General features: G+C 41.8%; 19 protein-coding genes. 10 read left to right on the top strand and 9 right to left on the bottom strand.

The window, feature by feature from the left end; translation table 11 throughout:
* The first annotated feature begins 112 nt into the window (after positions 1 to 112).
* A complete protein-coding gene (locus AC6CIB_RS06025; RefSeq protein WP_498278766.1) occupies positions 113 to 1408 on the top strand; it encodes an alkaline phosphatase family protein in 1296 nt (431 codons plus the stop codon).
* A gap of 32 nt (positions 1409 to 1440) precedes the next feature.
* Positions 1441 to 2715 (top strand): MFS transporter, encoded by a 1275-nt coding sequence (locus AC6CIB_RS06030; protein ID WP_498278768.1) that lies wholly within the window; start codon positions 1441 to 1443, stop codon positions 2713 to 2715.
* A 42-nt stretch (positions 2716 to 2757) separates the two neighbouring features.
* Here AC6CIB_RS06030 and AC6CIB_RS06035 read toward each other — a convergent pair whose 3' ends face one another.
* From AC6CIB_RS06035 to AC6CIB_RS06045, 3 genes are all read right to left on the bottom strand, one after another.
* Positions 2758 to 3393 carry an FMN-dependent NADH-azoreductase gene (locus AC6CIB_RS06035; RefSeq protein WP_498278770.1) on the bottom strand — a complete coding sequence of 212 codons (636 nt, stop codon included), beginning with the start codon at positions 3391 to 3393 and terminating at the stop codon, positions 2758 to 2760.
* A 383-nt stretch (positions 3394 to 3776) separates the two neighbouring features.
* The gene (locus AC6CIB_RS06040) at positions 3777 to 4337 is read right to left on the bottom strand and encodes a DUF3189 family protein (RefSeq protein WP_498278772.1); all 561 of its coding nucleotides are present in this window, start codon (positions 4335 to 4337) and stop codon (positions 3777 to 3779) included.
* Positions 4338 to 4486: 149 nt separating this feature from the next.
* Positions 4487 to 5425: a DMT family transporter gene (locus AC6CIB_RS06045; protein ID WP_498278774.1), complete on the bottom strand. Its 939-nt coding sequence runs from the start codon at positions 5423 to 5425 to the stop codon at positions 4487 to 4489.
* Between the two features lie 164 nt (positions 5426 to 5589).
* On the opposite strand from AC6CIB_RS06045, the gene AC6CIB_RS06050 reads away from it, so the two are divergent.
* Both AC6CIB_RS06050 and AC6CIB_RS06055 read left to right on the top strand, forming a co-directional pair.
* On the top strand, positions 5590 to 5928 hold the full coding sequence (locus AC6CIB_RS06050; protein ID WP_498278776.1) for an ASCH domain-containing protein: 339 nt from the start codon (positions 5590 to 5592) through the stop codon (positions 5926 to 5928).
* Positions 5929 to 5938: 10 nt separating this feature from the next.
* Positions 5939 to 6385, top strand: coding sequence for a hypothetical protein (locus tag AC6CIB_RS06055; RefSeq protein WP_498278778.1), 447 nt, complete (start codon positions 5939 to 5941; stop codon positions 6383 to 6385).
* 347 nt (positions 6386 to 6732) lie between these two features.
* On the opposite strand, the gene AC6CIB_RS06060 is transcribed toward AC6CIB_RS06055, so the two are convergent.
* Positions 6733 to 7125 (bottom strand): YbaN family protein, encoded by a 393-nt coding sequence (locus AC6CIB_RS06060; RefSeq protein WP_498278780.1) that lies wholly within the window; start codon positions 7123 to 7125, stop codon positions 6733 to 6735.
* A gap of 116 nt (positions 7126 to 7241) precedes the next feature.
* Positions 7242 to 7655, bottom strand: coding sequence for an ion channel (locus AC6CIB_RS06065; RefSeq protein ID WP_498278782.1), 414 nt, complete (start codon positions 7653 to 7655; stop codon positions 7242 to 7244).
* Positions 7656 to 7811: 156 nt separating this feature from the next.
* Between AC6CIB_RS06065 and AC6CIB_RS06070 the strand changes: the two genes are divergently transcribed.
* On the top strand, positions 7812 to 9395 hold the full coding sequence (locus tag AC6CIB_RS06070) for an ATP-binding protein (protein WP_498278784.1): 1584 nt from the start codon (positions 7812 to 7814) through the stop codon (positions 9393 to 9395).
* 12 nt (positions 9396 to 9407) lie between these two features.
* Positions 9408 to 10100, top strand: coding sequence for a response regulator (locus AC6CIB_RS06075; RefSeq protein ID WP_498278786.1), 693 nt, complete (start codon positions 9408 to 9410; stop codon positions 10098 to 10100).
* Between the two features lie 45 nt (positions 10101 to 10145).
* Here AC6CIB_RS06075 and AC6CIB_RS06080 read toward each other — a convergent pair whose 3' ends face one another.
* Genes AC6CIB_RS06080 through AC6CIB_RS06090 form a run of 3 tightly spaced genes read right to left on the bottom strand, consistent with a single transcriptional unit; the run spans position 10146 to position 13195 of the window.
* Positions 10146 to 11660 carry a tripartite tricarboxylate transporter permease gene (locus AC6CIB_RS06080; protein ID WP_498278788.1) on the bottom strand — a complete coding sequence of 505 codons (1515 nt, stop codon included), beginning with the start codon at positions 11658 to 11660 and terminating at the stop codon, positions 10146 to 10148.
* 12 nt (positions 11661 to 11672) lie between these two features.
* Positions 11673 to 12131: a tripartite tricarboxylate transporter TctB family protein gene (locus tag AC6CIB_RS06085; RefSeq protein ID WP_498278790.1), complete on the bottom strand. Its 459-nt coding sequence runs from the start codon at positions 12129 to 12131 to the stop codon at positions 11673 to 11675.
* A gap of 56 nt (positions 12132 to 12187) precedes the next feature.
* Complete coding sequence (locus tag AC6CIB_RS06090; protein ID WP_498280477.1) at positions 12188 to 13195, bottom strand: tripartite tricarboxylate transporter substrate binding protein; 1008 nt, start codon at positions 13193 to 13195, stop codon at positions 12188 to 12190.
* A gap of 366 nt (positions 13196 to 13561) precedes the next feature.
* On the opposite strand from AC6CIB_RS06090, the gene AC6CIB_RS06095 reads away from it, so the two are divergent.
* Both AC6CIB_RS06095 and AC6CIB_RS06100 read left to right on the top strand, forming a co-directional pair.
* Positions 13562 to 14287, top strand: a complete 726-nt coding sequence (locus AC6CIB_RS06095; RefSeq protein ID WP_498278792.1) for a TerC family protein — start codon at positions 13562 to 13564, stop codon at positions 14285 to 14287.
* Between the two features lie 110 nt (positions 14288 to 14397).
* Complete coding sequence (locus tag AC6CIB_RS06100; RefSeq protein WP_498278794.1) at positions 14398 to 15102, top strand: DUF421 domain-containing protein; 705 nt, start codon at positions 14398 to 14400, stop codon at positions 15100 to 15102.
* 32 nt (positions 15103 to 15134) lie between these two features.
* Here AC6CIB_RS06100 and AC6CIB_RS06105 read toward each other — a convergent pair whose 3' ends face one another.
* Positions 15135 to 16184: an NAD(P)/FAD-dependent oxidoreductase gene (locus AC6CIB_RS06105; protein ID WP_498278796.1), complete on the bottom strand. Its 1050-nt coding sequence runs from the start codon at positions 16182 to 16184 to the stop codon at positions 15135 to 15137.
* A gap of 184 nt (positions 16185 to 16368) precedes the next feature.
* Here AC6CIB_RS06105 and AC6CIB_RS06110 point away from each other — a divergent pair, with 184 nt between their 5' ends.
* Positions 16369 to 17214, top strand: a complete 846-nt coding sequence (locus AC6CIB_RS06110; RefSeq protein ID WP_498278798.1) for an ABC transporter ATP-binding protein — start codon at positions 16369 to 16371, stop codon at positions 17212 to 17214.
* A complete protein-coding gene (locus AC6CIB_RS06115; protein WP_498278800.1) occupies positions 17165 to 18094 on the top strand; it encodes an iron-hydroxamate ABC transporter substrate-binding protein in 930 nt (309 codons plus the stop codon). Before AC6CIB_RS06110 ends, AC6CIB_RS06115 begins: the two co-directional genes overlap by 50 nt.
* Position 18095 lies beyond the last annotated feature (1 nt).

Consider the following 18095-nt stretch of genomic DNA (forward strand, 5'->3'; position numbering starts at 1 on the left):
GTCTTTACGGTCCCTTAACGTCAGCATAATCGAAATTTCATATTTTTATTCTGAATGTTCTGCTATATTAATAGGTATATAGTACAATCCTATGCGAAAGCTGGAGGCCATAATGACTCGAATTACGGATCACCTGATTGTCATATCTTTCGATTGTTTATCTGCTTTGGATTACCCCATTCTAAAAGGTCTTCCTCACTTTCAAGAACTACTCGCCCATGGGTCCTTTTGCAAAAATGTTGAGACCATTTACCCTTCTGTGACATATCCTTGTCACGCCACCATTGTCACCGGTAAGCTTCCTAATCGTCACGGTGTTGTGAATAATACATTCATTCAGCCTGGCCGGGTTTCTCCAGATTGGTATTGGCATCGACGACATATCAAGAGTACTACTTTGTATGACGAAGCCAAGAAAGCAAATATGACCACAGCCGCTCTACTCTGGCCTGTGACTGCGAAAGCGGACATTGATTACAACATGCCAGAGATCTTCGCGAATCGGACTTGGCATAATCAAATCCTTGTTTCCCTTTTCAATGGAAGTCCTCTCTACCAATTACACATGAATCGTCTCTTTGGTCACATACGGAAAGGTCTGGATCAACCTGAACTTGATGATTTCGTTCTGGAATCCACCGTTGAAACGATCAAAAAGAAACCAAACCTATTGCTTGTGCACTTTACGGATCTTGATACACAGCGCCATTCCCATGGGTTCTCTTCAGAAGAAGCACATGCGGCCATACGCCGACATGATGCCCGGTTGGGAAGAATCATTAAAGCCTTGAAGGGTAACGGCATCTACGAAAAGTCTACTATTGTCGCTCTTGGGGATCATAGTCTATTGGATGAATCAAAGGCTATTCAGCTAAACGTTCTTTTAAAGGAAAATGGATTGATCACAGTGAATGACCATGGAAAGGTCATCGACTGGAAAGCATACTGCAAAGGATGTGATGGCTCGGCCTATATATACGTGAAGGATTCTGAAACGAAACAACCAGTTCAAACCCTATTGGAGCAATTACAGATGGATCCGTCTAATGGAATTGAAGAGATACTCACTGGTGAAGAAGCCGGAAGAAAAGGTGCCGATGAATACTGTACCTTTATGCTCGAAGCACGAATCGGCTTTTATTTTAAAGATACTCTTAAAGGATCCTTCATCCATACAATCACCCCGGAAGATGTAAAGGAAAAGCGTTATACGTATGGATCTCACGGATATTCTCCTGAAAAAGAAGACTACTCCACCCTCTTCATGGCAAAAGGAAAAGGGATCCGTTCAAATGTCGAAATACCCACTATGCATCTCGCAGATGAAGGACCCACGTTTGCGCGTCTCCTCGGCCTTAACCTGGGAGATACAGATGGAAAAACAATCGAAGAACTACTGGAATTATAAATAAAGATTTTGTTTCCTTAGGGGGAAATCCAATGAAGCGTTTTTCAAAAGAAGAAAACAGCTGGATCTTTTATGATTGGGCAAACTCAGCGTATTCCATTATTATTTCGACCGCAGTATTTCCGCTATTTTATAAGGCTGCCGCTACTAACGCAGGAGTCAGTGCCGCTAATTCCACTGCTTATTTAGGGTATACCATTGCGATTGCCACCTTTATCCTGGCTATGATTGGTCCGATTCTCGGAACGATTGCCGATTATGAAGGCTACAAGAAGAAATTCTTTACTTTCTTCTTTGCCCTCGGTGTTACATTCACTGCCCTCCTCGCTTTCGTTCCCAGTGATCAGTGGCTGCTCTTATTAATTTTTTATACAGTGGCAGCAGTCGGTTCAGCGGGTGCTAACGTTTTCTACGATGCCTTTTTAACCGACGTAACGACCGAAGAGCGAATGAACAGAGTATCATCACGGGGATACGGATTTGGGTATATAGGAAGTACAATCCCGTTTATTATCAGCATCGCGATCATCATTTTGTCCCAAAACGGGATACTCCCCTTCTCTGTTACCATCGCAAGTAAAATCGCGTTCGTCATTACCGCTTTATGGTGGGGGCTCTTTGCCATCCCATTAGTGAAAAATGTCCATCAGCGCTACTTTATCGAGCGTGAGAAAAACCCCGTTGCCAATAGCTTTAAGCGCCTTGGTAAAACGATGAAAGAAATCAGGAAATACCGTGCATTATTTTTGTTTCTGCTTGCTTACTTCTTTTATATTGATGGAGTCGGCACCATCATTACGATGTCCACGGCTTACGGATCGGATCTCGGGATCACCTCCACTAACCTCTTGATTATTCTGTTTGTGACTCAGGTAGTGGCTGGACCATTTGCTATTCTATACGGAAGATTGGCGGAGAAATTCACGGGAAAAAAGATGCTGTATGTAGGAATTTGCGTTTATATCATCGTTTGCATTTACGCTTACTTCCTGGAGACCACAATGGACTTCTGGATTCTTGCTATGCTCGTTGCTTCTTCCCAAGGGGGCATCCAGGCATTGAGTCGGGCTTACTTTGCAAAATTAATTCCGAAGAAGAACGCTAATGAATTCTTCGGATTTTACAATATTTTCGGTAAATTCGCCTCGATCCTCGGACCTTTGTTAGTGGCCGTCACCGCCCAAGTGACAGGTGAATCCAATAGCGGCGTTTTCAGTCTCGTAGTCCTCTTTATTATCGGACTTGTCATTCTTGCCTTCGTCCCTGAGCCGAAAGGAAATGAGATTGAGAAGCCTGCCATTCTATAAAAAGTGAGCCTGAACGCATATGTTCAGGCTCTTCTTGGTTGTTTAAAATGTATGAGCAGCATCCTTCGCTCTTGCAATGGCATTTTCTTTAATCTCTAAGGCTTTATCAGGCATCGCCGCATGCCCCTCCACAAATACACCCTCGAAGGAAGGCACACCGAAAAATTGCATGATGATGTTCAGATACCGATGCCCCATTTCCATGCCGGCTGCAGGTCCTTCTGAGTAAATCCCGCCTCTTGCCTGGATATGAATAGCTTTCTTGTCTGTCAGTAAACCGACTGGTCCCTGCTCTGTATACTTAAACGATTTACCAGCAACTGCTACAGAGTCAATATACGCTTTCATCACCGGCGGGAAGGAGAAATTCCACAATGGTGTAACGAACACATATTTATCAGCAGAAATAAACTGTTCTGATAACTCATTGAGACGATTTACTTTCGTCTTTTCTTCTGATGAAAGCTCTTCAAACCCTTTCCCCGTTTGAAGCTTCCCCCATCCACTAAAAACATCAGCGTCAATATGGGGGATATGTTCACGGTACAAATCAATGTGAACCACTTCATCGTCAGGGTTCACTTCTTTATACGTATCCATAAATGCTTTCGCCACCGCCATGCTATACGATTGAGTATCATCATGGGGATGTGCCGTAATGTATAGTACTTGTGCCATTCTTCATCCATCCTTTACTCATATTTTCCGCTGTATTATTCTGTGAGAAAAAAGATGGAATTATCCAAGGTTTGGTTTATCTTTAAAAAAAGAATGCTGTCTGATAGACAACATCCGAATGTTCATAGGTTTTAGCCGTTACTTACTCTTCCTCTACGGAAGCTTCAAAAGGGTTTCCCCCGATATTCTTTCTTATTTCGTCTGTTAGTTCAATGGAGTGTTCCCTTGTGCTTCCCCTGTTGCGAAAGGGTGACTGCCATCTTAGTGAAATGGTTTACCTTCCAATGTCGACACCTCCGTTTTTACTGTAGTATTACCTTTATTTATGGTTCTTTCCAGTTCGTTCTGAACTTCACCGAGACAGACATTTTACCTAGTAGCATTTACTTGTTATAATATTTATTTCTTCCAGAAGATATTTTTTTTCCAATTTTATATTGATACTTTTTATTTTCCAACACAACTACCTGCTCATAGGAATCTTTGGAAACTTGTTTCGTTTCCTCAACGAGATGATAGATGAGATCGTGGCATTGCTGCGCCCCTTTCACGAGAAGAGGAACGCCTATCGAATCGATTCCCAGCTCCCTTGATAAGAACCCCCCAGCTGTCATGAGGGGAGGAACAGTCGGCGAGGTGTTGGAAAGGATGATTTTCTCCCTTTCTCCATATCTTCTAAGCAGGATGGTACTCAAATCAGTTAGTGCAGGAACGACATACTTTGAAGATCTCCTTCCTATCGTATACACGGGGTTATTCTCTTCGTCTATCCCGCGAAAAAGGATTTGTCCGGCCTCTTTTTTCGTCAGCTGGTTAAAGTAAGGAATATTGAGGATGTCGTTCTTAGATAATGGGCTGATTGTTGGCTGGAGTATGTGCAGGTGATATGCTGCTGCAAGAGACGTTGTATGAGTCCCTCCAAAGTCATTGTAAATGTAAATCATTGAACCACCCTATCGGAGATTACTTTTCTTTTTCAGTATGGGCAGAAAGAAAGAGGACTATCCCCAATGCCATTTGCAGGTATTTTTTATATTCCCCTGTGTCTACCGTAAGATCATCCCGTTAGTAGAAAATAAAAAAACAGAGGCATCTACATCTGATGCCTCTGTTTTTCTTTTAGGAATCTCTTTTGTTTTCTTCTGATGACGATCTCTTCAAGCGTACCGGATCCACATACTACTCCAAGAACGATGAACACCAATCCTATCAAGTGATAGAACGCCACGGTTTCATTAAGAAAAATGGCTGCTCCTACGAGGGAGAAAAAGGTATTGAGATTCAGGAAAATCGATGTTTCGGCGGCTCCAATTTTTCCAATCGAATGGTTGTAAACCATGTGCCCAACTGCCGTTGCTAAAATGGCAGAAGCAAAGAATAGAAGCCAAATTGAGCTTGAGGCATTTCCTAACTCTTTCATTGCTCCCGGCTCGGTTACCAGGCTAATAGCAAATAAGACAATGGAACCGAACACCATCATATAACCCGTGAGTAAACGGGGGTCCAGAGTTTTGGCTGCCCGGCTGATGATAATGAAACTTAAGGCCTGAGAAAAGATGGAGATAAAAATGAACAGATCGCCCATTTTTAGTCCGCCTATCCCTTCTCCCCCTGACAATACAATAATGGTCACCCCGACACTACCTGAAAGAAAACCAATGATTTTAATCACTGTCGGTCGGTTTCGAAGGATGATCGTCGCCATTAAAGCCGTCAACAGTGGTCCCGTTCCCAGGATCAGTCCACCGTTTGTCGACGACGTTCCGGTCAGCCCAACTGATAAGAAATAATGATGACTGACGACATTCAGTAAGCCACCGACGATAATGAACAAAAATTCCTTAGCAGTTGGCTTTCTTATCTTCCTCATAAATCCAAGAACAATAAATACCGTAATCCCTGCCGTAAAGATGCGAAGAGATGTAATCGTTACTGGAGTAAATTCACTCACCAAAACCTTTAATGCAGGAACATTAAAGCCCCAAATCAACATGATGAACACAAGTATCAGATACGTTTGCCACTTTTTCAATTCTCCCTGAGGCCTTCTTTCTGTATTTAGTATTCCCCCATCATAGCACCAGGTGACGTTCCTTGCTAGAAAAAAAGATTCAATGATGAGACAAAATTATAACGATACATTTACTCTGTCCTCTCCAGACTATGCTATAGTAAAGGTCGAAAGGGGTTTTTCAAATGACAAATCAACAACTACCACCAAAAACGTGTACTATCGACCGTCTAGTTACTAAAGCTGAGGACGTTGAAAAAGTGATTAAAGGTGAGAAAACGGCAACCCGAAGAAACGGAAGATACGCTGATATTGGAGAAATCATGGAGCTTCAAGGAAAGAAATACATAGTAGAAAGAGTCTACGCCCAATCACTTGGTGAGCTGACAGATGATCATGCCAAGCAAGAAGGGTTTCAATCGGTAGAGGAATATAAAGAAGCCATCCTCTCCTATCACCCCGGCATGCCTTGGCACCCGAGCATGAGAGTATGGGTTCACGAATTTAGTTTAGTGACCGAATAGAGTACATCATATGGAACATTTACTATACAGGACAATGATTTACCTTCATGTGATTAGTGTCGTGGCCTCCATCGGGCCATTTTTCATACTATTGCCGATGATGAAAAAATTACGGACCGCTTCTGATTCCGTGCTTCCTTCATACTTGGACACATTCCGCTTCACGGTCCAACTTTCCAAGCATGCAGGACACGTGCTCGTCGGATCAGGAATTCTCCTGGTTCTACTCGGACCTTGGACGTGGAGTACACCGTGGATCATCATGACCCTTGTCATAATGTTCTGCTCCCTGTTCTTTCTCGCAAGAGCGTTCTCACCGACACTTCGGAAGTTTGCAAAGAAGGACGCCGACCGGGAATGGCTGGTTGGGAAATTGAATCGGACCGTTTGGATTTATCTAATCCTTCTACTGGCTATGCTGTGGTTTATGGTCGTGAAGCCGAGTCTTTGGATGTAACGGGGTTGACTCATAGCGTGTACCGGGTACAATGGATGTTATTTGTACCTGGTACACGCTATTTTTGAAGATGAACTGAATGTTGTTTGAAATGATAGTTTGGTCTTCTTGTGTTTATTTTAATGGAATTTGTGCGGAAATATAAATCCGGCATCGTGTTGGGGCAGGAATACCTTATCTGACGGTCAAGGACTTGATTACCCCACCTCGTAATATATCTCTTTCCCATAACTTGTTGTGCCACTTTTGGCAAAACTTGTGCCAAATTGTGAACAAGCCACAGTTTTGGTACCAAAATACCCTTATTAAGGCTCGAGGACCACTCCCCCAAAAAGACCATATCACCATCAATCCCCGTGAACTGCTACAGTCCTTATCTTAAAAATAAAATAGTAATACTTATAGACAATGATCAAACTCAGGATCATCTTCACAATCATACGATCCGATAAAATCAACGGTATGAGAATCATGATGTCTGAAAAAATTAACAGCGTAACCTTCTGGCGCAGTGTCATGGACCGATGACGAATAAAGCCTTCTAAATGCTTCTTATATACACTGGTTCCTTTAAACCAGACCTCAAACCGTTCGGATCCTCTTACAAAGAAAAAGGATGCTAACAATAGTAAAGGTGTCGTTGGTATTAGTGGCAGCACGATACCGACCATTCCTAATCCCATAAATATTAATCCCAATAAAAGATAGATTACTTTCTTTATTTTCTCTATTACGGCCACTCCTTTTAACCCTTCATTCCCTCTCTATTCTATTCATGATGAAAGAAGCTGGCAAGAAACAAAAAAAGAACCTGACTTGATGCAGCACACTGGACACCAAAATCAGACCTTCTCTTCTATTCATTCTCTCTATTTTCTTTTCCCTTCGACTCCAAAACCTTCATAAAATAGGCCGTCGGAAGCAGCAATCCAATGGCTGCCTCAAGCAGTGCAAAAAATCGGATATGGCCTGTCGGGATATAATCTCCGTACCCGACCGACAGGATCGTCACCCCGCTATAATAGAGATAATTGAGAAACGTATGCTCTACAGGCTTGCCACTTTGTGAACTAACGCGCAGCATCGGATTCTCAAATGACAGGACGTAATAGAGTACAGCAAAGGCAATCATGATACTGAGAAGTACGAAAAACAGCTTATAAAAAAGCGTTGTACTAAAATAACTGTATTTGAAATGTTTATCCTTAAAGAAATAGATTAAGTTTACCAGGATGAAAATGATGGCTCCGATTGTAACGATGCTTGCCAAAACGTTTGAATCCTCCTCTTTAATGTACTATGTTTCATATACCACGTGTTGTATGTTTAAAACTCATCTATAGTAGATTCTCATCTCCCCTTGTACAAATCCATCAACTCTTTTATTCTAGTAATAATAGAATTTTCCGAAAAGAAGGAACCTGTAATGAAAAAGTTCACACTTCAATCCAAGATTATCGTTATTGTATTAGCACTACTTTCATTATTGATTTTATCCCTATCCATCATCTTTTTTAGAATGTTGTCCGATACATTTACGGACTTGAAAGGGAAACAAGCACTGGCGGTGGCACAATCTGTATCCAAGATGCCGGCTGTCATCGAGGCCTTTAATGCAAATCAGCCGGAAGACATCATCCAGCCTCTGGTAGAAGATATTCGAAAAGAAACAGGGGCCACCTTCATCGTTGTCGGCAATAGAGACTCTGTTCGCTACTCTCACCCCATGCCTGAACGGCTCGGGAAAAAGATGGTCGGTGGAGACAATGAAAGAGCCTTAATAAGGGGTGAATCTTATGTTTCTCATGCAAGGGGATCATTAGGACCATCTGTTAGAGGAAAGGTTCCCATAAGAAACTCCCAAAACGAAATCATTGGGGTAGTGTCAGTCGGATTTCTTGAAGACAGTATCCACGACATCGTCATTCCCTATCGTACTAAGGTTCTGATACTCGTCACTGTCATCCTATTAATCGGAATCATCGGCTCCTTTTTTATAGGGAAAGGAATCAAAAAAGCGATTTTCGGTTTGGAACCTTCTGAAATCGCCATGCAGTTCAAGGAAAAGCGGGCCATCATCGAATCGGTCCGGGAAGGAATCATTGCAATCGATCAACATGGATCGATTACGGAAATAAATGCTAAAGCCCACAGTATCCTGGCTCTCGATCATCAGTCCTCCAATAGGGGAAGACATATTCTAGAAGTCATTCCCGATACGAAAATGATGGATGTTCTGGAAACGCGAGAAAGCCAGCTGGATGATGAAATTTCATTAAATCATCATGATCTCATCGTCAACAGGCTCCCTATTTTTGAAGAAGAAAAGATCGTAGGAGTGGTTGCCAGTTTCAGAAGGAAGGATGAAATCGATCAGCTTACTAAAGAACTGTCTCAGGTTCAAGAGTATGCAGGTATATTGCGCTCACAGACACATGAATACAGAAACAAACTGAATACGATTGCAGGTCTCATTCAACTTCATCATCATGAAGAGGCATTAGCCCTCATACAGGAGGAATCCTCTGGATATGAAGACTTAATTCAATTTCTATTGAAAGCGGTTCCTGATCCTGTCCTGGCAGGCCTGATCATTGGAAAATATAATCGGTCTCAAGAGTTGAAGGTCTCGTTCTCGATTCATCCTGATAGCTCAATTACAACGCCACTTATAGATGTGCAGCAGGAAAAATTGATTACCATCATTGGGAACATTCTTGATAATGCCTTTGAAGAAGTCTTATCCCAGCCATTACACAACAGACGGGTTCAATTGTTTATGACTGATTTAGGTGATGATTTTATTTTTGAAATAGAAGACAGCGGTGCGGGAATCCAGGATATAGACTCAATATTTGAAAGGGGCTATTCTACAAAAGCCGGTAAAGACAGGGGCATCGGTCTTCACCTGGTGCAAAGAAGTGTGGAGCATCTGAACGGGTACATGACAGTAGAAGATAGTGAGCTTGGGGGCGCGTGGTTTACGATTAGTATTCCAAAGCAACATTAGGGGGAGAAAGTATTGCGTAAGTGGAACGTATTCATTATAGAAGATGATATTCAAACAGCTGAAATCAACAGTCAGTACATCGCTCAAATGGAAAGATTTCAGGTAGGCGGAATCGCCACTACCATTGCAGAAGCCAAAAAAGTCTTACCGGTTGTTAATCCTGATTTAATCTTACTTGACGTCTACTTTCCTGATGGAACCGGCAGTGAATTTCTATGGGAGATCAGAAAGCATTATCGCAGCACAGATGTCATCCTCGTCACAGCAGCAAAGGAAACCGAACATATTTCCAATGCCATCCGCGGTGGGGCATTCGATTATATCCTGAAACCCATTATCTTTAACCGATTTCAGGATACTTTACTAAAATACCAACACTATAAAGAGAGAATGAATGATTCTCAAGTAGAAAACCAACATGAAGTGGACACCTTGTTTAATAGAAAAAAAAGCACGAGTAACATTCAAACTGCCCAACAACCCCCGAAAGGAATCGATACGATTACATTGGATTCCATACTCAAAAGGATAGGAACCGATCACAAACGGGGCTATACGGCTGAGGAAATGGCAGGGGAAGTCGGCGTGACCCGTACAACGGCCAGGCGCTATTTAGAGTATCTTGTTTCACAAAAGAAAATCAAGGTGGAGCTTACTTATGGAGGTGTCGGGAGACCTCAGAGAAAATATTTCTTTCAAGAATAAGAGAAAAGCAGTGAGGCAATCAGGGCTTCACTGCTTTTCTATTGATTATGCTTCTTTTTTCTGATCCTGAATTTCCGTGGCCTTCCCTCTTCTCATAAATCCTAAAATGGTAGGGAGAACAAGTGAAAGAAATGAAACGATCAATAATCCGATGGTGATATTACTTTGAAAAAACACACTGTAAGATCCGTTTGAGATCGTCATCGCCTGTCTGAAAGATTGCTCCATCATCCCCCCCAATATAAACGCAAGAATAAATGGCGGCGCAGGGAATTTAAACATTTTCAACAAATAGCCTAACACTCCAAATCCTACAAGCAAGTACAGATGGAACGTGTTGAAGCTGACTGCGTATACTCCTATTAAACAGAACACAATAATCAATGCGATCAACAGTTGCTTCGGAATATATAAGATTTTTGCCAGTACTGGGATGAGAGGTAAATTAAGTATTAAGAGAAAAAGATTCCCGATATACATACTTGCGATGACTCCCCAGAAAACGTCGGGGTGATCCTGAAGCATCAATGGCCCCGGCTGCACCCCTACAACAAGTAAGGCACCAAGTAATACAGCAGTGGTTCCAGACCCAGGGATACCTAAAGTTAATAAGGGAACGAACGCACCACTTGTCGCAGCATTATTGGAAGTTTCAGGAGCGGCAAGTCCCTTGATATTCCCTTTTCCAAAAGAAGATGGATCTTTGGATAAACGTTTCTCTGAAATATAGGAGAGGAATGAAGCGATCGTTGCCCCTGCTCCAGGTAGGACTCCCAAAATAAAACCAAGGACGGAATGACGGCCAATCGGTCCTGCCATCTCCTTTAATTCCTTCTTCTCAAGCTTTAAACTGCCAACAGCTTTCTTCCCTTTCAACGTATTTTCATTCCGTGAGATAATTAACTGACAAACCTCGGATAGTGCAAATAATCCTAAAGCAATGATCAGAAAGTCGATCCCCTCTAATAAACCGGGGTTTCCGAATGTGAAACGCTGTGTACCTGTTTGTTGATCAATCCCGACAGTTGCGATTATCAATCCAATCGTCGCCGAGATCAGTGCTTTATTGGTGGACCCTTCAGATAAACTAGATATCGCTGTCAGTCCCATAAGCATTAGAGCGAAATACTCAGTAGGGCCAAACGTAATGGCAAGCTTAGCCATATAAGGAGCGACTAACATAAGTGCCACCACACTTATTGTTCCACCCGCAAAAGACGATATGGCGGCTATGGCGAGTGCTTTGCCTGCCTTCCCCTGCTTTGCCATGGGATATCCGTCAAATGCTGTTGCCACTGTCCCTGAAATACCAGGGGCATTTAATAGAATCGAAGAAGTCGAGCCGCCAAACACGGCACCATAATAAACCCCTGCCATCAGGATCAAGGCGGAAGCAGGAGACATCCCATAACTAAGGGGAATCATGATCGCAATGGCGCTGATCGGACCCAATCCAGGCAGCATCCCAATAATCGTACCAGCCAATACCCCAATAAATGCGAAAAATAAGTTTTCCGGGGTAAAAGCTACTTGAAATCCATATAATATACTTTCAATCATGCCCGTCACCTCCTAAAAGGGTAGAATCCCCTGTGGTAAAGTAATGTTGAGTAAATAGTTAAATGAATAATACATGCTGCCTGAAAATAGAAAGGCCACTAATACCGTAGTGAGTTTCTTTTTGAATCCTAATACAAACGGGATAACTAACAAAAATAGAATAGTAGATAATAAAAACCCTATCGGTTCCAGTAAAAAAATATATACGAGCAGTGCTCCTAATACCGATAATAGAATGATGACATCTTCTTTTTTTACATAACGTCTTTTCTTATCTTCTTCCGTATCATCCTTCGCCTGGAAGAACAAAACAACCGCTAAAATAATGAGCAGGAATCCAAGCCCCTTCGGAAGGACGTCACTATCGATAATGGCGTATGGAAATGCAGGTAGCTGAAAGCTGAGAGCTAAATAGATTCCAGCAAAAACTAGTAAAAGTATTGAGATGATCCGATCTGGTTTTGTTTTCATGTGATTCACTCCTAATCATGAAAAGGAAGGAGCAGATGTCTCTGCTCCAGGCCCCATTATTTTTTCAAGCCGATTTCCTCCATTAATACTTCAATTTCTTTGTACTCTTCATCCAGGAAGGTACTGAACTCTTCTGAAGACATATAGTTGTCGGTCCAGCCAAACTTGTCCCGCATTTCCTTCCACTGATCCGTTTCAATCATGTCTTTAAACGCTTTCTCATAATAAGCAACGGCATCCGGATCCATATCCTTTGGACCTAAAAATCCACGCCACACAACAAATTCATCATCAATCCCTTGTTCTTTTAAAGTCGGGAACTCTGAAACCGTATCTCCTTCCAATCGTTCGGGAGCTGTAATCGCCAGAACCTTCACCTTGCCTGCACGGGCTTGTTCAGAAGCTTCCGCAAGGCCAGTCGAGTACACATCCACTTTTCCCCCAAGAAGCATGCTCATTCCAGATCCGTCTTGAGCGGATACATATTTCAGCTTTTTAACATCTACCCCTGCTGCCTTAACCGCTTTTACGAACTGCATATGATCCATGCTTCCCGGTGAAGAAACCCCTACAATGGATACTGATGTCGGATCCTTTTTTAATGCATCGACAAGATCATTCATCGTATCGTAAGGTGAATCCGCGTCTACAACAAAGGCTCCATAGTCAGCGATCACCCCGGCTATAGGTGTGAAGTCTTTGTGAGACAATGTCGACTGTCCATTAAGGGGAACAAAGAACATTGGTGGAGACGTGACGAACATCGTGTGGTTATCTCCTTTTTTACTATCAATATATGACCAGCCGACAGAGCCCCCGCCACCTGGTTTATTGACTACAGCCATACGCTCTTCAATGATCTTCTGTTCTTCCATTACCTTTGAAACAGTCCTGGCCGTCGTATCCCAACCTCCGCCGGCACCTGCTGGAGCAACGACTTCAATTGGTTTAGACGGGCTCCATTCCCCATCACTTTCAGTATTACTTGCAGAGTTCGATCCCCCGCATGCAGTGGTGACAACTAGTACACTTGATAAAATAATAGCCATGATACCAGTTTTCATTTTCATTAATCATTTCCCCCTCTGAATATTATTGATAACGCTTTCATTATAGAAAATTCAGAAACTTAATAAAATAAATCGTAAATAAACGGCAAAAGAAACTTTGTGGGTATATTGTTTATAAAGTTCACGGAATTGACTCATGTCTTATTTACCAGCTATATCAAAAACGAAAGCCCCATCTCCAAGTAAAAGAGAGATGGGGCTTTTTCTTTCATTATAGGTGTACTTATCCTTCATTGATTATATAATATAAATTGGAAAATTATCTTAGAAATAATAGCAGTTCAATATTCTATTCATTGTGGTAATATAGATTAGTTAGTGTTTCGTTCATAGTTTAGTAGAATCAAGGAGGAACTGTATATGGATTTCTTATTTCCGCTTGGACTTGCCATCTCATCCGGAGCCATCATTGCACTATTAAAAATCATTGCTATTGATATCATACTATCCGGGGATAACGCGATTGTCATCGCTATGGCAACGAGAGGGTTACCGAAAGAACATCAAAATAGAGCGATTTTCTGGGGAACAGCAGGAGCTGTCATCCTGCGCATTTTCTTTGCTGCCATTATTGTTTACTTACTAAAAATTCCTTATGTTCATCTGATCGGCGGGGTCCTTCTTTTATGGATCGCCTACAAAGTACTGGTCGAGGGTGAAGAAGAAGCCAATATTAAATCTCACACCGGCCTTAGACAAGCGATTACGACCATCATTATTGCAGATGCCGTCATGAGCCTTGATAATGTGGTGGCCGTTGCGGGTGCAGCACATGGACATATCGGTATGATCGCCCTGGGCGTATTCATCTCGATTCCGATTATGATATTTGGATCAAAGGCGATTGTTAGAGTACTTGAAAAATATCGATGGATTGCCTATCTAGGTGCAGGAATTTTAGCATTTACAGCAGGTGAAATGATTGTTAGAGACGAGAAATTCTTAAACTTCCTTAATATCCATCATGGTCCTATTACGTATTTGATCACAATCGGTCTTACGGTTGGGGTTTTACTCATTGGATACTTAGTAAATAAAAAATCTGTTTCACCCCACAATAAAAACGTTGAACAATATAATGCTTAATTCCAAAAGATGCTTACATTTGTAGGCATCTTTTTTGTTTTGTGGAGGAATCTTGGAGGAATCTTTTGGAGATACTAAATGGCAGTTGATAGAAGTGAGGACGTGTTCGTTTGGATTTCTTTATGAATCAGGAATCGTTGACTTCCCTGGAATGGATTTTACGCGCTATTTTTGGCTTTATCTTTCTAATTGTCATTGCTAAATTAATGGGGCAACGATCGATTTCACAGTTAAGATTCCTTGATTTTGTTATGGCCCTCTTAATAGGGAACATCATGGCTCACCCATTATCTGACGAAGGACTGGGATTGAAAGGCTCCATGCTCACCATGGGTACATTGGTGGCTCTTTACCTGATCGGGGTATACCTCAGTCTGCATTCAACCTTCATTCGAAAAATACTCGACCCCTCCCCTATCCCATTGATCGATAATGGGGAAATCCTATATCAAAATCTCAAGAAAGCACGAGTACCCTTAGACAGCCTTTTGTCTGAATTAAGAAAGCAGCAGACCGAAGAAGTTGAGAATGTGGCGTTGGCCCTGTGGGAAACTGGCGGAGAAATCTCCATATTTCTCAAACCACAATACCAGCCTGTGACTCAAAAGGACCTATCCCTGTCTCCAAAGGGGTTCGATCTCCCCATGCCTATTATTGAAGATCGGAAAATCAATCAATCTTTATTAATGAAACTAGAAAAGGAAGAACACTGGCTACATGACCAACTAAAAACCGCATACAATGTAACCGTGCATGATGTATTGCTCGCTACAATCGATAAACAAGAGCACATTAAGATCTATTTGTATAAATAAAGCTCTCTCCGCATGTGGAGAGAGCTTTAATATTATTTCATCATCTGCCTGACCAGTTCTTTATTTCTCTTCTTGAATACTTCGTTATGGGAAGAGACCATGGCGACTTTATTTGCTTCAGGTTGAATGAATTGCTTCGCTTTATTGACTGCATTGGCAGCGTCCTGGAATGCTCCTGCAATCAAGTTTACTTTTCCGTCGTGTTTCAATATATCACCCGCTGCGTAAAGACCTTCGATCGATGATTCGCTGGTTGTCGTACCGGCTATGTAATACTGATCGATCATGTCGATATTCAATGAACTATTTTTAAGTAGGGAAGTATCTATTTCATACCCATGATTAATAATTACTTCATCAATAGGTAAATAGGATACCTCTCCTGTCTGATGATTGGTCAGTTGCACCTTTTCAATGGATTCGTGATTGGCGGCCGCAATTAACTTAGTAATCGATGTGTTAAGCAGGCAGGAGGCCGAGCTATTCATGAGCTGGGCACATTGAGCTTCGTGTCCGTTCAATGCTTCCTTTCGATAGGCAACATATACTTTCTTCGCTACGGATTCTAATTCATTTGCCCAATCAATGGCTGAGTTTCCCCCACCTGATATGATGACAGTCTTATCTTTAAACCTTTTTAATGACTTGACTGTGTAGTTTAAATTAGAGACTTCAAATCGTTCCGCCCCTTCAATATCAAGCTTTTGAGGGTTGATGATTCCGCTTCCGACTGCAATGATGACCGTTTTTGAGTAGTGCTTTTCTCCGGATGAACCCTCTAATACAAAGATACCTTCTTCATTACGAGTAATGGCGTCAACTTTTTCGTTTAAGACGACAGACGGATCGAAAGTCAATCCTTGTTGAACAAGCTGCTCTATTAATTTCGCCCCGGGAATTGGAGTGAGTCCCCCTACATCCCAAATCATTTTCTCAGGATACACATGTATCTTTCCACCTAATGATGGTTGAAACTCGATGATTTTTGTTTTCATTTCTCTAAGTCCACTATAGAAGGCTGAGTAAAGTCCCGCTGGACCTCCCCCAATGACTGTCACATCAAATAGTTCGTGATTATTCATTTCCGTCCACTCCTTGAGTAACCAAAATATAATTGATTATCATTCTCAATTACATCCTACCTCTTTTTTTATCCTTTGACAATAGAAATTTCTATTGACATTAGTAAAAAAGGATTATAGTATTTAAATTGTTCGAGATTGAGAATCATTATCATTTTACTAATCTATAAACGGAGGTCTTAAAATGGTTCGCCTCTATACAAACGAATTAAACATTGGCTACGGTGAACGCCTCATCGTGAAAAACTTAAGCGTAGACATCCCTGATAAAAAAATCACAACCATCATAGGTTCGAATGGTTGTGGAAAATCGACTTTACTGAAAGCGATTACCCGTATCATTCCCCATCACTCTGGTAACGTCCTGTTAGATGGTGAAAACATTTCTAAAGGAAACACAAAGGAATTAGCGAAGAAGATGGCGATTCTTCCGCAAACCCCCGAGAGTGCCAGTGGACTGACGGTTGGGGAATTGGTTTCCTATGGTCGTTTCCCTCATCAAAAAGGAATGGGCCGTCTATCGAAGAAAGATTATGACGTTATCAACTGGGCTCTTGAAGTGACAGGGACCCTGGAATTTAAGTACAGGGAAGTCGATGCCTTATCAGGAGGTCAACGACAACGCGTCTGGATTGCCATGGCTCTCGCCCAGGAAACAGATATCATCTTCCTCGATGAACCGACTACATACTTAGATATGGCCCACCAGCTGGAAGTTTTAGAGCTTTTACAAAAGCTGAATAGAGAACAGGAACGTACCATAGTCATGGTCCTACACGATTTAAATCAAGCCGCACGATTTGCCGACTATATCGTTGCTCTAAAAGAAGGAGAAATCGTGAAAGCTGGAAATTGTGAGGAAGTCATCACACATGAGGTCCTGAAAAAGGTATTTCAAATCGATGCTGAGATCGGTAGAGATCCTCGAACAAACAAGCCAATGTGTTACACATACAATTTACTTAAAGGAGAAAATCAACATGAAAAAATGGCTCATCCCGTTTACTCTGCTGTTAGTGTTGCTCGTTAGTGCCTGCGGTAACAGTTCTACGAAAGAAGAAGGTTCGGATTCAAAAGAAAAGGAAAGCAAATCTTCTGATACCATCACCTATCAATCAGAAAATGGACCGGTTGAAGTACCGGCAGATCCACAGCGTGTAGTCGTCCTATCTTCATTTGCCGGTAACGTCATGGCGTTGGATGTTAATGTTGTAGGTGTGGACTCATGGTCTAAAATGAATCCTCGTTGGGATAAGGAATTAAAAGATGTGGAAGAAGTAACCGACGAAAGCTTGGAAAAAATCATTGAGCTTGACCCTGATTTGATCATCGGTCTATCCAATATTAAAAATGTCGATAAGTTAAATGAAATTGCCCCTACTGTTACCTACACGTATGGAAAAGTAGACTATTTAACACAACACATCGAAATTGGTAAACTACTAAATAAAGAAAAAGAAGCGAAAGAATGGGTGGATGACTTCAAGAAGCGTGCCCAGACTGCCGGAGATGACATCAAAGCAAAGATTGGGCAAGATACAACCGTCTCCGTTATTGAAAGCTTCAATAAGCAATTATACGTATATGGAAACAACTGGGGTCGCGGTACAGAGATCCTTTATCAGGAAATGGACCTGAAGATGCCTGAAAAAGTAAAAGAACAAGCGTTGGAACCTGGATATTTCGCTCTTTCAACAGAGGTTATGCCTGAGTATGCCGGGGATTATCTGATTATAAGTAAAGATCCAAAAGCAGATAACTCATTTATGGAAACAGAAACATATAAAAACATTCCTGCTGTTAAGAACAACCAAGTATTTGAAGTGAACATGATGGAATTCTACTTTAATGATCCATTAACACTGGATTACCAGTTGGGTTTCTTCAAAGAGAAATTTCTAGGCAACTAAT

Source organism: Rossellomorea sp. GQ25 (genome assembly GCF_059758515.1).

Excerpts from the sequence above, each read along its gene's own strand:
- AC6CIB_RS06095 (WP_498278792.1), top strand. The coding sequence starts at position 13,562 with ATGGATTTCTTATTTCCGCTTGGACTTGCCATCTCATCCGGAGCCATC.
- AC6CIB_RS06050 (WP_498278776.1), top strand. The coding sequence starts at position 5,590 with ATGACAAATCAACAACTACCACCAAAAACGTGTACTATCGACCGTCTA.
- AC6CIB_RS06090 (WP_498280477.1), bottom strand. The coding sequence starts at position 13,195 with ATGAAAACTGGTATCATGGCTATTATTTTATCAAGTGTACTAGTTGTC.
- AC6CIB_RS06040 (WP_498278772.1), bottom strand. The coding sequence starts at position 4,337 with ATGATTTACATTTACAATGACTTTGGAGGGACTCATACAACGTCTCTT.
- AC6CIB_RS06030 (WP_498278768.1), top strand. The coding sequence starts at position 1,441 with ATGAAGCGTTTTTCAAAAGAAGAAAACAGCTGGATCTTTTATGATTGG.
- AC6CIB_RS06110 (WP_498278798.1), top strand. The coding sequence starts at position 16,369 with ATGGTTCGCCTCTATACAAACGAATTAAACATTGGCTACGGTGAACGC.
- AC6CIB_RS06025 (WP_498278766.1), top strand. The coding sequence starts at position 113 with ATGACTCGAATTACGGATCACCTGATTGTCATATCTTTCGATTGTTTA.
- AC6CIB_RS06035 (WP_498278770.1), bottom strand. The coding sequence starts at position 3,393 with ATGGCACAAGTACTATACATTACGGCACATCCCCATGATGATACTCAA.
- AC6CIB_RS06085 (WP_498278790.1), bottom strand. The coding sequence starts at position 12,131 with ATGAAAACAAAACCAGATCGGATCATCTCAATACTTTTACTAGTTTTT.
- AC6CIB_RS06115 (WP_498278800.1), top strand. The coding sequence starts at position 17,165 with ATGAAAAAATGGCTCATCCCGTTTACTCTGCTGTTAGTGTTGCTCGTT.
- AC6CIB_RS06080 (WP_498278788.1), bottom strand. The coding sequence starts at position 11,660 with ATGATTGAAAGTATATTATATGGATTTCAAGTAGCTTTTACCCCGGAA.
- AC6CIB_RS06070 (WP_498278784.1), top strand. The coding sequence starts at position 7,812 with ATGAAAAAGTTCACACTTCAATCCAAGATTATCGTTATTGTATTAGCA.
- AC6CIB_RS06105 (WP_498278796.1), bottom strand. The coding sequence starts at position 16,184 with ATGAATAATCACGAACTATTTGATGTGACAGTCATTGGGGGAGGTCCA.
- AC6CIB_RS06055 (WP_498278778.1), top strand. The coding sequence starts at position 5,939 with ATGGAACATTTACTATACAGGACAATGATTTACCTTCATGTGATTAGT.